This is a genomic window from Streptomyces sp. NBC_01092 (assembly GCF_045039535.1).
Taxonomy (GTDB): domain Bacteria; phylum Actinomycetota; class Actinomycetes; order Streptomycetales; family Streptomycetaceae; genus Streptomyces.
On the sequence record NZ_CP108659.1, the window covers coordinates 8,567,743 to 8,582,327 of the forward strand.

Consider the following 14,585-nt stretch of genomic DNA (forward strand, 5'->3'; position numbering starts at 1 on the left):
GTCCCGGGCCGCGCGTTCGGCTGCCCGACGGGTCCCGCCTGTCGTGTTTCGGTGGCCAGGACGGCACTTCCCAACTCTGCCTGACGGGTGGATGGTTGTGTGCTCGCCGTGCGTCGCGCGGGCACGCTGCGGCTCGCCCTTCGGTCGCGCATCGGGCGCTGGTTTGTCAGCATGGAGAGTTGTACGGACGGCGAGAGTCCTGTGCACCCCAGTACTCCCGGACAGCGCCGCATCGCGGGGGTCGAGCCATGGCCGTCATTTCCGCTTCCTCGTTCTCCGGACCCTCCGAGAACGACAACCAGTCCGTGCCGGACTGGTTGTCAGATCCCGCGGCCGCGTTGAAAGGACATGTTCGTCGACCGGTCCCAGGGCGAGCGCATCGCCCGCGGGCATGATCCCGTGGAACGGCCGGTCTTCCTCAATCCGCACGGCACCGCTCGCGGCACTCTCACCGTCCGCGCCGATCTGCCGGACGAACTGCGCGTCGGATTGCTGGAACTCGCCCGGCAGCGGTCCGAAGGTCTGCACGCCTGGACGCGGTTCTCCAGTGACACCGTGCCCAGCTGCCCGGAGCTGCTCACCACCCGCGGCGTCGGTGTGAAGCTCTTCGGCGTGCCCGGCGCCAAGCGACTCGACGGCGAGGGCAACGCCGACACTCAGGACCTGCTGATGCAGAACCACGACGTGTTCTTCGTCGACCCGGCCCAGGAGATGTGCGAGTTCACCCGGGCCGGCGTAGTCCACCACGACCACGAGTCCGGCCGCGTCCACGGCCGGGGGCAGCGCGTCCAGTTCGCCGTCGAGCCCCAAGTCGCCCCTGAGGCGACCACCCGGGGTGCGCACCAGGCGCTCCAGATCCGCGACTCCGGCAGGGGGCGCCAGCTCGGCGCCGACCCCGCGGTCGCGCAGCGCGGCGACCATGGCGCGCATTTCCTCCAGCGTGCGCGCCCCTTCCTCCTCGACCCCCTCCAGCGCCTCGACGGTGGCGGACGGGTCGGTGCCCGCGAGTACCCGGCCCGCCTGGGCGATGATCACCACGGCCGACACGTGGTGGGCCACCGTGTCGTGCCGTTCCCGGGCGAGCTGCTCGCGCTCGCGGGAGCGCACCTGCTCCACCTGCCGCTCGCGAGCGGTCACCCGGAACAGCACGGCAGCCCCGACCACGCCGGGCATCAGCAGGAAGACGAAGCCCACGACATTTTCGACGACCGGGGTCTCGTCCGTGACGGAACACAGCGCGCCGGCCGCGAGGATCACCGCGCCGCCCAGCACGATCTCGCGTCCCGATCCCCCCTTGGACCACACCACCCGGAGGAACCAGTGTCACACCCGCAACTGCTCACCCCCGACGAGAAGCTCGCCGACGCGAAGAAGCAGCTGAGCCTCCCGCGTATCGTCGTGATCTGCGGCTCCACCCGTTTCATGACCGAGATGACCGAGGCCGATCTGCGGGAGACTAAAGCCGGAAAGATTGTCGTCAAGCCGGGTTGCGACATGAAGTCGCCGCACGAACTTTGGTCCGATCCTGTCGAGGCCGAGGCGCTGAAGGTTCGACTCGACGATCTGCATCGGGCGAAGATCCGGCTCGCTGATGAGGTGCTCGTAGTCGGCGACTACATCGGAGACAGCACCCGAGCCGAAATCGCCTACGCCCGGTCACTGGGCAAGCCCGTGCGGTTCACGCACCCCGAAGTCGACCCCGACGCCTGACCGCCCATCCCCACACCCTCCGCAGGCACCCCTTGGAATTGATCATCTAGTGCTGTGACCGCATTGCTCCGCCGGGTCGCTCGTTGTGCTGGTGGAAGCAAATGACCAGAGATTGGAGGACGTGTACGCCGGCGGGGCGATAGAGCTCAAAGCCGGTACGAGAAGCGCAGCGAGCCGCCTTCCTCCCGGTAGCGTCCGCGTCCGCGTTTCGCGTAGGGGTTGGGGAGCATGCGGATGTTCATTCGGCCCGGGGTAAGGGCGTTGGTGACCACAAGGAGGCGCCAGCGGTCGTTGCCCGCGTGTTGCTGGGCTGCGCGTACTTCGCTTTCTCCCAGCTCGAAGCGTCCGCCGTCGCCCTGGGTCGCTTTTACTTCGTACATGTAGGGTCGCCGGCCGGAGCCGATCCGGAAGTCGTAACCGAGACCGTCGTCGCCGGGCGGGCCGGGGAAAGCCTTGCGTCGGTTCGTCGACACCCAGCTGGTCGCGTCCATGCTGTCGGGGTAGTGCGCGCACAGCCACTGGTAGGCGTACCACTCACCTAGGTATCCGATCGCCTCCCGCTGAGCCGTGGTCAGTGCGCTGTCCGGGCTGCCGCCGTATCGCCCGCCGCGCGGACGACCGGTGGAGGATGCCCGCCGGGCGCCGGTCAGCGTCTGGGGATCGGTGAAGCGGAGCGGCCCGGCGGCGACTCCCGGTATGGCCCCGTTCCCGAGGACGCGCTGGAGTTCGCGGGTCAGAGTGGTGAAGTCGCCGTCATGCACGTCGAAGGCTCGGCCGCCGACGGAGATCGACCGCCGTCGACGCTCCTGTTCGCGGCGGGCGTGTTCGGCCGCGTTGCGTACCCGGTCCAGGTCGGACTCGGTCAACCCGTGCTGGTCGAGATCCGTTGTCGGAGGCATCCCGGCGGGCCACTGACCGAGGACGGCCAGCCAGGCGACGACATCGGCGGCAGCCAGCGGGCGGAAGTCCAGTGCGCCCGCCGCTTCCAGCCGTGCCATGATCTCGGTGGCGGGCTCGGCGCCAGCCAGTGCCGGTGGCCGTGGGTGCCCGGCGGCCTTGACCAAGATCGCGAGTTCGGCGGCCAGGTCGGTGATCGTACGGAGGTTCGCGCTGCGGACTTGGTCGAGGGCGGGCAGGCGTTCACCCGCGCGGGGCGCCGGGCGGCCCAGCTCTCGTGTCAGCTCCTCCTCGACGTGCCGCTCCAGGCGCCCGGTGTCGGCCGTATCCACGGTGCAGGACCACGCCGCAGGTACGCTGATCCACTTCAGGGTGGTCAGCAACGGCCAGTGGGGCATCGGGCGCCGGGCGTCGAAATCGTTCAGTGCCGCCCAGCGCAGCCGGTTCACGAGATCCTTCCTGTGGAGGTCCAGGTAGGTGTGGAGCGCCTCCTGGTGCTCGTCCGCGTGGCTGATCGGTTCCATGGGCGGTGTCATGGAGCGCAGAGTGTCGTTCAGCTCGGCGAAGCCGATGCCCAGAGCGGCCCGCAGCTCGTCCGTGCTGCGGGCCGCACGGGCTTGGGCTATGAACTCCGAGGCTGCAAGCGGGAGTTGCGCGGCATGCTTCTCTAGGCCGGCCTGGAGCTCTCGCGTGTCGGCCGGTGGCGGCACGAGCAGCGTGTCAGCTGTCGTCGCGCCGAGCAGGTGGACGAGGAAGGGGCGGCAGCGCTCCACAACGACGCCGATGGCCCCGTCGATGCGCCGGCTCGTCTCCTCGATCTGGTGGACGGTGACTTCCAGGGCATCGGCGAGCTCGTCCTGGCCGGGGTCGGTGAGGTTGGCGTGGCGGGCGGCGAGGACGTGGGTGGCCAGGCGGAGCCGGATGCCGAACTCCCGCCTTTTCAACAACTCGGCCGTTGCCTCCACCCTGCGGGTCGTCTCGTGCCAGCTCGGTTCGGACTCGGGGGCGAGGAGAAGGGGGTGCTTTGGATCCGGCAGTGGCAGCACTCCCCCGAGACGGGCCGGCAAGGTCACGGGCTGGTCGTCCAGCTCGATTTTCCACGAGCGGTAGCGGTGCAGGCGCACGCTCTTCACCGCAGAGGTCAGCTCGTTCAGTTCCGCCTCACTCGCCCGGGGACCGTGGGCCAGGTGATCGGCGAGGACACCCACCGCCAGGGCGAGCCAGGGCAGTTGATCGACCAGGGGCTCTCCCATGGTGACGGGGTCTACCTGCTGGCCGTCCACGGTCACGGTGAACGTCACGTCGTCAGTGTGACGGACAGCCTCGGGATGGCCAGGTGCCAGCAGTCCGGCAGCCTTCGCCGCGGCACGTGGAACGACGAGCAAGGGGCACGCCATCTCGCGTACCAGCAGCGCGGTCAGGCCATCGCGCTGGTCACTGATGTAGAGCACGGTCTTCCCATCGGACAAGGCGGACAACGGCATGCCGGTGAGCTGTTCCCCGGTCTCGACGAGCAGAGTCGTGTCGCTGGGCAGTGCCGGGCGTGGCTGTTGTACGAGGTGCTTCCAGGCGCGTTCGTTGGCGCGTTGCGCGGCAGGCCGGTCCTCGGCCCCCAGCGCTTCCTCGGATGCGAGCCGGCCCAGCGCGGCAAGGGCGCGAGCGCTGTCGCGGGGGTCGTCCCAGGTCGGCATCCTCATCTCACGCAGCCGGTCACGGGCCTTGTCCCGCTCTAGCAGATGGCGTACTCGGTGGTCGACGGTTGCCGCATAGGCGGGCTCCTCCTCCAGCCCGGGCGGGCAGTGCCAGGCGTCGGCCGGCCGTACGAATCTGACGGCGCGGTCACGCCCCCGCACCGGAAGCCATGGCTGCTCCCGAATGAAGGCGGCGAGAGGGGTCAGGGCCCGTTCCCTGTCCGTGCTTCGGCTCCCCGCACTGGTCCAGGTGCTGGTGAAGTGCAGGTCTTCCCAGTGCGCCAGGCCATGCAGAACCAGGCGCGCGTAGGCCAGCCGGGCACTGTGGCCGAGCCGTTCGACGACGTCCTGTCCGGGAAGCTGATAGGCGGGGGAACCGTGGTAGGACGTCCGGGGGTAGGAAGCATGGGACCAAGGGCGGTCGATATGCGGTTCCCACTGCTCGCGCACAGCCAAGGCCACCTTGGCCATGCGGACTAACTGCCGGGTGGTGAGCTCCTGGCCGTCCGCCCACCGTTGGGCATCCGGGGAGGAAACGGGCACGAGTCCGTCGGCCACCCCTGACTCCGTCAGGAATGCCCGCCACTCGTCCGCAGTATCGCCCCGCTTCACGAACTCATCCGGCGCGGCGATGAGGTGTTTAGCGATTACCTTGAGGCTCTTTGACACGCCCTGCCCGGCAGCGACCACCGTTGCGAGGTCCTCGCCGATGGAGCCACGGCCCCAGCCCTTGCCGAACACACCGTCGCTCGCCTTGATCAGCCTGCCGTCCACGGACGGCACGTACAGTCCCAGCGACGAGACCGTCGTGCCACCCAACGAACGCCGCGGCTGCCACAGCCTGAAGACGAACCGCAGGGCCTGGAGCCGGAGTCGGTGATCGGTGCTCGCACCGAGAGCCTGCCGGACGTGGTCCAGCAGGCCCCTCATGTCGAACGGCCGGACAAGCCCCGCGTCCTCGAGGAACGTGCGGGCGGGTAGCCTCCGCCCACGCTTGCTGTGGTCGTTCCAGACTAGCCCGGGATGCAGGGAGAAGAGCCGTTTGCCGAGCAGGGCAGGGACGGAGGGTGCCTCTGCGAGGTTCATGTCCGCGCGCACCGGTTGGAAGAATGCCTCGCGCCGGGCTCCCCGACCACTCACCTTGCGCGGTGAACTAGCCCTGGCCGCAGGGTGGTTGGCGTGACGCAGCGAACCGTCTTCCGCAAGCAGCAGCTTCCTGCCGCGCAGGACGTGCCCGTCTTCTTGGAAGAGCACGGCCAGATCCTCGTACAGCTCGCTCCACTGGTCGACGACCGCGTCGGGACGGGGCGCGGAACGGGGACGGCGTGCGGCAGGGGATGAAGGAGCGGGGTGGGAGGTCGGACGGGGGAGGGTTGCGACGATCCGCTCCACATGCCCGGCGAGGGTCTCCCGGTCTGGCTCCAATGGACACGCGAGGGACTTGCACGTAGCCGCCAGCCGATGCAGGCGTTCGCCGCCCACGGCCGGGTCCGCCACCACGACTCCTGCCACGTGGGCGCGGTGTGCTGTGAGGACGGTCAGCTCCGGGTCAGGCCACAGGATCGCACCCCGGGGTGATGCCCAGGCCGCCTCCCGCTCGGCACCATCGACGGCGAGAACAGGCACGATTGGCACGTCGGCGAGATCGCTGCCGTGTACGCGCCGGGCTGCCGCGCGCAGCAGCCCGGCTGAGCCTTTGCCGCTCTCCCAGCTCACGAGATCCACCGCCAGCCGCCCCCATTCGGCCTGCGGCACCGCGCGCAACATCGCCGCAGCCGCAAGGCAGCTCTCGGCAACCGCGTCGAACAACAGCGTATTAAGCGGGTGTTCAGAGGGCAGGCCGGTGCGGTCGATCTTGGTGAAGAACGGGGCGTTCACATGACCGGGGAACGGCGCTGTCAGATCCGCGCCCATCGGCAAGAAGGTATAGATCTGCCCCCGTCGCGGCCGGCGCACGGCGGGCACCGGAAGGGCAACCTCAACTACGGCGGACGAAGTCCACCGCTGCCAGGTGTCATCGAGGAGCCCGAGGCCCACGGCCTCGTCGAGCGCGCTGTTCAGACGCTCCTTCTCCACGCTGCCCCGGGCCACGAGAAACGTTCCAGAAGGCCCCAGATCCACGGTCGCGAAGGAGACGGGAAGCCGCTCTCCCGCCGCGCCCGCCATGGCGAACTCCTCCTCGGACCGGGTCAGTTCCCACCGCTCAGCGGCCTCGCCACCGGTGGCCCGTCGCTCCAGCGTCAGGCTCGCCAGTCGGTCGAGGAACAGCATCACGGGCACCTTCGCCTCCGCGAGCTCGCGAAGCCGCAGCCGGACCTCGGCCCGGGCCGCCTCATTCAGCAGAGGCAGCCGCACAACGGTCACATGCCGCTCAGTGGCGAGTTCCCGGCAGATCGCCGGCACTTCGTCCAGCGGCAAGGGCACCTGAAGCGGCGGAAACTCGGCGGCCACCTCGTGGGCGTTCGGGTCGTCGCCCAAGAACGCCTCCACATCGCCGCGGTGCGCAAACCGGAAGCAATAGCCGTCCAGTTCACAACCGCTGAGGCCATCAGGATCGGCGCTATAGATCTCGGGCGCATCGCTGATCAGTAGGACGCTACGGAACCCGACGCCCTTGTTCCCGATCCCCTCCCCAACCTCCTTGGAGCTCTGCGCCAGCTCGCAGACCCTCTCGACGTTCCTCCACGTAAAGGGCGCGCCGCCATTGGCGACGTACAACGTCCCCCACTCGCCCTCTTCCTCATCCAGCAGCACATGCACCCGGCCGTCGCCACGGTCCCTTGGGTGTGCGTCGTAGCCGTTCTGCAGCAGCTCGAAGAGCGAACGCCCGGCGTACTCCCGCGCACTCGCGTAGGACACGGCATTCACCTGCCGTGCCAGCCGCCGTACCTGCTCCGACCGCGCCCCCTCCAATACGGATCGCCCGAACCTGCGTAGCTGCTCCGCACGGTCGACACCTGCCATGGGTCCCCTCCCAACTCCCGTGGCGGGACGCTATCTCGTGCCACTGACATTCATGGGCCTGCCGGAAACCACCCTGCGCCGCCCAAGTGCGGGGCGGCGCAGAGGCCCTGGCGAGGATGCGCAGGTTGGCCAGTCGCGGCCAGCCTGGAGGCAACGCAACGTGACCGAAGCCACTCTGTGTTACCGGCCGGTTCGCCTGATCGCCTTATGGATCACGTGCCAAAGTACGCAAGGGCTGCTCTATGTGACACATGGTGCAGTTGGTCGATTTTACAGAATGGTTTCATGGATTAGCGGGGGCGCGTTAGTGAGCCAGGACGAACCGAAGGCCGGAATGTACCTGCGGCAGCTCGGCATTAAGAACTTCCGGTCGTGTTATGACCTCGATCTCGAATTTCAACCCGGCATCACGCTGCTCGTTGGCGAGAACAATTCCGGCAAGTCCAATGTGATCGAAGCGCTGAGGCTGGCCACGACGCCCTTGAACCGTCGTTCGACGCGTTGGTTCGATGAGGTCGACCTGTCCCACGGACGCGAAGACCAGGAGGCTCAGTTCCGTGCGACGTACGACGGACTGACGGCAGCCCAGCGGGCCCACTACATCGCCGCGCTCGACGTGGGATCAAACCAGGCCGCCTACACGACGACGTACAAGCGGGATGAGGTCCGGCAGCAAATGCGTCCGACCGTGACTGTGGGTCCGGTGGACGGTCCAGACGCTGAACCCGATAAACGCGACCAGATCGCGCACGTCTACCTGGCACCGCTGCGGGATGCGCAGCGCGAGCTGGACTCCTCGGACGGGAACCGGCTGCTGAGGATCATCCGATACCTCACCGAGGAAGACGAACAGGAAGCCTTTCGCGCGCAGGCCAACGACTCGTTCACGCAGCTCAAGGAACATCCCGTCCTGACCTCCACGACCAAGGAGATCCAGGGCCACCTGCGCGAGCTGACCGACTCCGTCCGCGGACAGACGGTCGAGGTCACCTTCGCCGAGTACGAACTGCATCGCCTGGCGCGCAGCTTGCGAGTGAAGATGGCTGAGGCCGGCATCCCGCCGGCCGACCTCACCGAGTCGGGTCTGGGCTACGCCAACTTGCTGTTCATCGCGACCGTCATCTTGGAACTGCGCAATGCCCAGCATATGGAGCTGACGCTTTTCCTCGTCGAGGAGCCCGAGGCGCACCTCCATCCGCAGCTTCAGGCAGTCCTGTTGGACTACCTGCGGGAACAGGCAGAGGCTTCCCTGAAGGACGACACGCAGGGCCCGGCCGGCCGCATCCAGGTCGTCGCCAGCACACACTCGCCCAACCTGGCCAGCAGCGTCGGAATCGAGAACGTCGTCGCGCTGCGCACACGGGTGGACAAGGAGACTGTCCGGGACGGCCAGGGCCAGGACAAGGACGTGCTGCGCCGGAAGACCCAGGCACTCCCGCTGGCCAAGATCGAGCTTTCTGAGGCCGAGCGGCGGAAGATCAACCAGTACCTGGATGCCACCCGGGCCGGCTTGCTCTTTGCCCGTCGGGTCATCCTCGTCGAAGGGATCGCCGAGGCCGTCCTGCTGCCGGTGATCGCCCGTCACTGCGTCTTCGGCGGCGAGGACCAGGCCAAGCAGCGCCGGGACTTCCACAGCGTCACGATCATCAACGTCGGCAGCGTCGACTTCGCCCCCTACATCACGCTGCTGCTGTCGGAGGTCAACGGGTGCCGGCTCCTGGACAAGCTGACTGTCATCACCGACGGCGACCCGGAAATCCCCAAGGAGAAGAAGACCGAGGAAGGGGAGAGCGAGGACGGCCAGGTCGAGGTCCAGGAACCGGCAGCAGCTGCCCCGACCGGGAACGATCCTGAAGCGGACGCTGAAACCGATGAGGACGAACCGGACGACGATGACGACACCGCGGTGAACAACCGCAAGGACCGGCTGACAGCCCACGCCGACTCGATCGGGGCCAAGGACCACCTGCACGTGGCCGAGGCTCCCCACACCCTGGAAGCCGACCTCCTGACGCCCGAGGCCAACGAGCCCGTACTCAAAGCGGCCTTCCTGAAGCAGAAGACGCGCTCCAAGAAGAAGTGGCAGGAGATCCTCGACAACGAACGGGGGCGTGCTTGGGGTTTCTACCTCAAACTCCGCAAGCACAAGAAGTTCATCGGCAAGGGCGAGTTCGCGCACGACGTGGCCTTGGCGATCGAGAACGGGGAGACCTTCGAAGCCCCGCAGTACCTCGCTGACGCCATCCGTGGCGTCCTGGCGGACACTTCGGGTGAGGCACGTTGAACGAGGTGAAGCTCACCGAAGGCCAGCAGGCCCTCGTCGATGCCACAGACAGCCTGTTCGCGGCGGCCTGCCCTGGGGCCGGCAAGACCCGGGCCATGGTCGCCCGCTTCCTCCAGCGGACCGCCGAGGAACCCCGACGCGGGATCGCCTTGATCTCCTTCACCAACGCTGCGGTGGACGAGGTCCGACACAGGTGTGGCAGCCAGACGGAGGCCCTGCGGGCACCCCATTTCGTCGGCACGTTCGACACGTTCATCCACCGCTTCATCGTCACCCCGCTGTACGTGAAGGCGTACAACCGGAAGCCCAACTACGTACAGTCCTGGCAGGACGTGCCAAGTACGAGCTTTCGCCTCGTCCCTGATCTAGGGAGGGCCAAAGACCTGGAGTTCCGCTGGTTCGACTTCGAACCAGACGGGCGCGCTCATCTGGACCTGAGCCGGGTGCCGAAGACGTTCGGCGATGCCGCGGTGCACCATCAGTTGGCGCAGCGCAAACACGAGGCGGAAGCCAAGGCGTCGCACATCTTTGGCCAACTACTCAGGGTCGGGACCATCACCTGCGAGGCTGCCCGTCTGCTGGCCGCGTTCTGGCTCAACAGCTCCGAGGAGCGGGCGATCCTTGAAGGGCTGCTGCGGGCTCGTTTCGCTGAGGTCATCGTGGACGAAGCGCAGGACTGTGGCCGGGAAGAGCTCGACATCCTTCACTTCCTTCGAGACAGCGGCGTCCGTGTGGTCATGGTGGGAGACCTTGACCAATCGATCTACGAGTTCCGCAACGCGACTCCCGCTGCGGTCCAGGAGTTTGCCGCCGGCCTCCCTGCCCAACTCGAATTCGACGACAACTGGCGCAGCTCTCCGGCCATTTGTGCCTTCAACAGCGCACTGAGGTCCGGGCAACTGGTGGAAACGGCTCGCGGCGAGAACTCCGTCGTCCAGACCCCGGTCCACCTGGTCGAGTTCTCGGCTCTTGACCAGATCGTGCCCGCGGCGCTGGAAGTCGCTGACCGATACAAGCTCGCAGCAGACGATCTCGTCGTCCTGTCCCACGCCGAAGCTCACGGTATGAAGGCGGCCGGGGTCGTCGGCCTGGAAGCCGCTGGGAGCAACCGCGTGCTGGCCATCGCGAACGCCGGATCTACGCTCCGGTCGCGGGAGACGGACCCGAAGGCCCGCCGCAAGGCCGTCGAACAGGTGCAGCGAGCCATCCTGGCGACGCTCACCGTCGGGCGGGACACACAGCATCACAGCTTCACCGCGGTCTGCGAGGAGATCAGCGTCGACCCTCGGTGGCTGGAGAGCTTCGCAGTACGGATGGCTCTGGGGCTCGACGCTCAAGGCAAGACCCGGCTCGACTTCGCTGCCGAGGTGCGTGAGTTCTTGAAAACAGTCAGCTGGGGGGACGGGCCAGCCCCGGCTTCCAGCGATCTGGGCAAGCTGTTCAAAGCACCACCGGAGGCCGCTTGGGCCAGTGTCTCCAGTTTCGGCAACAGCCCGTCCGTCCGCTACTCCACTGTCCACGGTGTCAAGGGCATGGAATTCCCCGGAGTCGTACTTGTCCTTCCGGACAGGCTGCGGGTAGACCCGATGACTGGGCGGACGGTCTTGGACGACTGGGAAGGCGGCCACAACACCGAGGCCCGGCGTGTCCTCTACGTGGCTGGCTCCCGAGCGCAGGAACTGCTCGTGTGTGCCCTGCATCGTAAGCACTCGAGTCGAGTTGCTGCGCTACTCGACGTCAAGGGCGTTCCATACAGCACCACGTAGAGCTGCCCAGACCAGGAGCATTCGGTTTCTGGCCTCACTGAGGGCACCGGCTCGCCTTGGGATTCTCACCGGTCGCGGTCCGAGGACGATAGTCCATCGAGGCCATGGGCACGTTGGGTCAGGAGCGGGTGCTGTGCCAGCTGTCGACGGCGTTGCATTCCGGTTCGCCGCTTTCCAGGACTCGGAGCAGTGATGCGGTGACAACGCGGGTGGCGCGGCCGATACGGAGCACGCGGCAGGGAAACTCGCCGCGGCGGACGAGGTCGTAGCTCTTCGACCTGGACAGCCCAAACGCTTGGGCTGCCTCTTCGACGCTCGCGGTTCCGCTCCAGGTGGCTCGTATATGTGCGGGGCTGAACTGCCCGTGCTGCGTTGCGCTGCTGTGGCTGGGCATTCCTGTCGGCAGTGCCTTTCGATTCTGTGTTGCTTCCGGCAGTAGAGGAGTATGGACGTGCGGGTGACGGCGTGGGCTACCAATGATCCGAGAGAACACCGGTTTCGGTAACCGGCGATTGTCCGCTATCCTGCTCCGCTCGGCGCGCCGGTGGAGCACTTAGTCCATAGCTCGTTGGCCGCGGCTCGTCGCGGCGGGGAGCGCGCAGCTTCCGCTGTCCGGCCTAAAACCACATTCTTCTCGTCGGAGTCCGAGGCCGGAGCCCCTGACGGAAATAATCCTGCACCCGCCCGGTGTTGTCGATCTTCGAGCCGAGGAGGGGAGGTGCCGGGCCTGAAGCTGTTCCACACGGCGAATGGTGGCGTGACCGAGGTCGCGTCGCGTCTTGTTGAGGTCGAAGCAGATGTGCAGGGCCTCATCGAGGCGCACATGGAGAAACTACTGGGCGTTCGTTTCCTGGTGAGCGAGTACAGCACCGGGCCGGTCCACGGGGGCCGGATCGACTCGCTCGGGCTGGACGAGAACGGTTCGCCGGTCATCGTCGAGTACAAGCGGGGCGTCGATGCGGGCGTCATCAACCAGGGCTTGTTCTACCTCTCGTGGCTGATGGACCACCGGGCCGAGTTCGAGCGCCTGGTCCGCGACCGGTTCGGGGCTACGGCCGCGTCCCAGGTGCTGTGGAGCGGGCCACGCCTGATCTGTATCGCCGGCGACTTCACGCGATACGACGTACATGCCGTGCGTGAGCACCGGAGGTCGATCGACCTGGTCCGCTACCGACTCTTCGGCAGCGACCTGCTTGGGCTTGAAGCCGTGGCGTCCGTGAGCGGCGGTGTACAGGTAGCCCGTCGAGCTCGTCGACAGGCCGTCACACGGACGGCAGCCGACGTGCTGGCCACGCCCATGGTGGAGCTAGCGAACTCGGTCGACGAGGCACTGCTCGGCCTCGGAGACGGCGTCAACCGCGTCGAGCGCAAGCAGTACCGGGCGTATCAGCGTCTGCGGAATTTCGCCTGCGTGTGCCCGCCCCAGCGGAGCAAGCTCCTGGTCTACCTGAAGGTCGACCCGGAGCACGTCGACCTCGTTCCCGGTTTCACCCGGGACGTGTCCGATCTCGGGCACCACGGGACGGGTGACCTGGAGGTGCAGCTCCGCACGCCGAGGGACGTGGAGCGAGCGCAGGATCTGTTCCTGGCGAGCTACGCGGCGGCTTGATCGCTCGACGGCATCCTGGCCATGAGCGTCAGGGGTCGGGTCTGTGGTCGTCGGGTGTCCCTTTCGGCGTACGGGCAGGTCGTGGCGGTGGACTACTAATGGTGCGGTGGAGCCCCGGTTTCGGTAACCGGGGCTCCACCGCTACATTGCGCGTCTGAATTGGACTCGGAGGCCGACTGCTGTACGTACTGTCTGCCCACAGCTCCTTGCCCTGCTGTCGGCCGGACGCGTAGCTGCGGCATCCCTGAGGCAAGTTCTGCGATATGAGCGAGGACCGGTGGCAGCAACACCGAGGGGCGCGTCGCTTCGGGGCCGCGGCGATGTTGGCGACGGTGAAGTCGGCTGACTGTCTTCCCTTCCATGAGTTCGGGCTGTCAGTCGCAGTCGGTAACATTGTTGGAGTGGGCGCAGCGACGGCGCTGGCTCACAACTGGGGAGGGAGGGCTGGTCAGTTGACCACCAGTCGATCATCGGCGCGCTCACAACGGATCCATCCGGCGGCGTACGGCGCCCTGAGCCACGCTCTGGCTGCGATCTATTGGTACAAGCGCGATCTCGCCACCTTCATCCGGCGCCGTGTCATCGACTATCCCGAGCTCCTGGTTGGCATCGACTTCGACGACTACAAGGCGCGCTTCGCGGACGAGTTTGTCGACCGTTTGATGGAGCACGAAGAGGAGTATCGGGACCTCACGCTCGACCTCATGCTGGAGGTCTCACAGCTGGAGGAGTTCCCCGGTCTCCGTCGCGCCCAGGACACGCTCAAACTGACGGCGCTAGCCCGCGACGCCGTGGCCGCTCTGAAGCGCTGGACCAAGGAGCACCAGGGCATCATCCAGGAACGGGAAGACCTAGAAGACGAGCTAGCTGCTCGACGTGCTGCAATTCAGGAGCAGCGTGGCTTCGCTGGCAAGCTTGAGGGCCTCAAAGATCAGTTCCTGGAGCTCGGCCAGATGGCCGACCGCCAGAAAGCCGGGCGTTTGTTTGAACCGTTCCTGGCAGGACTTTTTGCGCTGTTCGACCTCGACCCGCGCTTGTCCTACGTCCTAGAGTCGGAGCAAATTGATGGTGCCCTGACCTTCGATACAGATGACTACATCGTCGAGGCCAAGTGGTATAAGGGTGCGGTTGAAGTCGAGGACTTTGACAAGTTCGACGCCAAGGTTCGACGTAAAGGCAAGAACGCCCTCGGGCTGTTCGTCAGTGTTAACGGCTTCAGTGCTGGAGCGCTTCGCGAATACGGCAAGCGCACGTCGTTCATCACGTTAGATGGCGGCGATCTGTACTGCGTATTGGAAGGTCGCATTGCCCTGGATGACCTGTTGGGGCAGAAGAAGCGCCACGCAAACCAGACTGGAAGCTGTTACTTTCCGGCGCAGCTGGCACTTTCTTGAGTCCATTGTGAGGGCTCCGTTCTTTTTCAATCCGGCCGTCGGAGTTCCGGTGGAGATGAAGACAGGCCAGACACTCCGACAACGATGCGCAAGGGGCCTAGTGGGTGAGCCAGTTGCGCTTCGGACTAATGGGTGTAGCGGTCATCCGAGTAGTCCACTGGGCGGCTTGGCGAGTGGATCGCACCCAGCGGCTGCTGGCCGGGGCGGCTCTGGGCCAGCAGCTGCAGCTGCGTCGTCTTGCCGACGTTGTCAGGGCCGTTAAGACTGACG

Annotated in this window: 8 protein-coding genes; 5 read left to right on the forward strand and 3 right to left on the reverse strand. The window is 66.6% G+C overall.

Features of this window, described 5'->3' with window-relative positions; all coding sequences use genetic code 11:
- Positions 1-255 precede the first annotated feature (255 nt).
- Positions 256-1,173 carry a sensor histidine kinase gene (locus tag OG254_RS38640; protein ID WP_405595445.1) on the reverse strand — a complete coding sequence of 306 codons (918 nt, stop codon included), beginning with the start codon at positions 1,171-1,173 and terminating at the stop codon, positions 256-258.
- 147 nt (positions 1,174-1,320) lie between these two features.
- Between OG254_RS38640 and OG254_RS38645 the strand changes: the two genes are divergently transcribed.
- Positions 1,321-1,710: a hypothetical protein gene (locus OG254_RS38645; RefSeq protein WP_405591483.1), complete on the forward strand. Its 390-nt coding sequence runs from the start codon at positions 1,321-1,323 to the stop codon at positions 1,708-1,710.
- A gap of 146 nt (positions 1,711-1,856) precedes the next feature.
- Here OG254_RS38645 and OG254_RS38650 read toward each other — a convergent pair whose 3' ends face one another.
- The gene (locus OG254_RS38650) at positions 1,857-7,262 is read right to left on the reverse strand and encodes a sacsin N-terminal ATP-binding-like domain-containing protein (protein ID WP_405591486.1); all 5,406 of its coding nucleotides are present in this window, start codon (positions 7,260-7,262) and stop codon (positions 1,857-1,859) included.
- A 307-nt stretch (positions 7,263-7,569) separates the two neighbouring features.
- Between OG254_RS38650 and OG254_RS38655 the strand changes: the two genes are divergently transcribed.
- Both OG254_RS38655 and OG254_RS38660 read left to right on the forward strand, forming a co-directional pair.
- Positions 7,570-9,546: an ATP-dependent nuclease gene (locus OG254_RS38655; RefSeq protein ID WP_405591489.1), complete on the forward strand. Its 1,977-nt coding sequence runs from the start codon at positions 7,570-7,572 to the stop codon at positions 9,544-9,546.
- A gap of 5 nt (positions 9,547-9,551) precedes the next feature.
- Positions 9,552-11,312, forward strand: a complete 1,761-nt coding sequence (locus tag OG254_RS38660; protein WP_405591492.1) for a UvrD-helicase domain-containing protein — start codon at positions 9,552-9,554, stop codon at positions 11,310-11,312.
- A 118-nt stretch (positions 11,313-11,430) separates the two neighbouring features.
- On the opposite strand, the gene OG254_RS38665 is transcribed toward OG254_RS38660, so the two are convergent.
- Positions 11,431-11,706, reverse strand: coding sequence for a helix-turn-helix domain-containing protein (locus tag OG254_RS38665; protein WP_405591495.1), 276 nt, complete (start codon positions 11,704-11,706; stop codon positions 11,431-11,433).
- 324 nt (positions 11,707-12,030) lie between these two features.
- Between OG254_RS38665 and OG254_RS38670 the strand changes: the two genes are divergently transcribed.
- Both OG254_RS38670 and OG254_RS38675 read left to right on the forward strand, forming a co-directional pair.
- Positions 12,031-12,921: a transporter gene (locus tag OG254_RS38670; RefSeq protein ID WP_405591498.1), complete on the forward strand. Its 891-nt coding sequence runs from the start codon at positions 12,031-12,033 to the stop codon at positions 12,919-12,921.
- Positions 12,922-13,322: 401 nt separating this feature from the next.
- The gene (locus OG254_RS38675; RefSeq protein WP_405591500.1) at positions 13,323-14,315 is read left to right on the forward strand and encodes a restriction endonuclease; all 993 of its coding nucleotides are present in this window, start codon (positions 13,323-13,325) and stop codon (positions 14,313-14,315) included.
- Positions 14,316-14,585 lie beyond the last annotated feature (270 nt).

What these genes read in the sequence shown, in the direction of transcription:
- OG254_RS38640 (WP_405595445.1), bottom strand. Translation starts at nt 1,173, where the DNA reads ATGCCCGGCGTGGTCGGGGCTGCCGTGCTGTTCCGGGTGACCGCTCGC.
- OG254_RS38650 (WP_405591486.1), bottom strand. Translation starts at nt 7,262, where the DNA reads ATGGCAGGTGTCGACCGTGCGGAGCAGCTACGCAGGTTCGGGCGATCC.
- OG254_RS38665 (WP_405591495.1), bottom strand. Translation starts at nt 11,706, where the DNA reads ATGCCCAGCCACAGCAGCGCAACGCAGCACGGGCAGTTCAGCCCCGCA.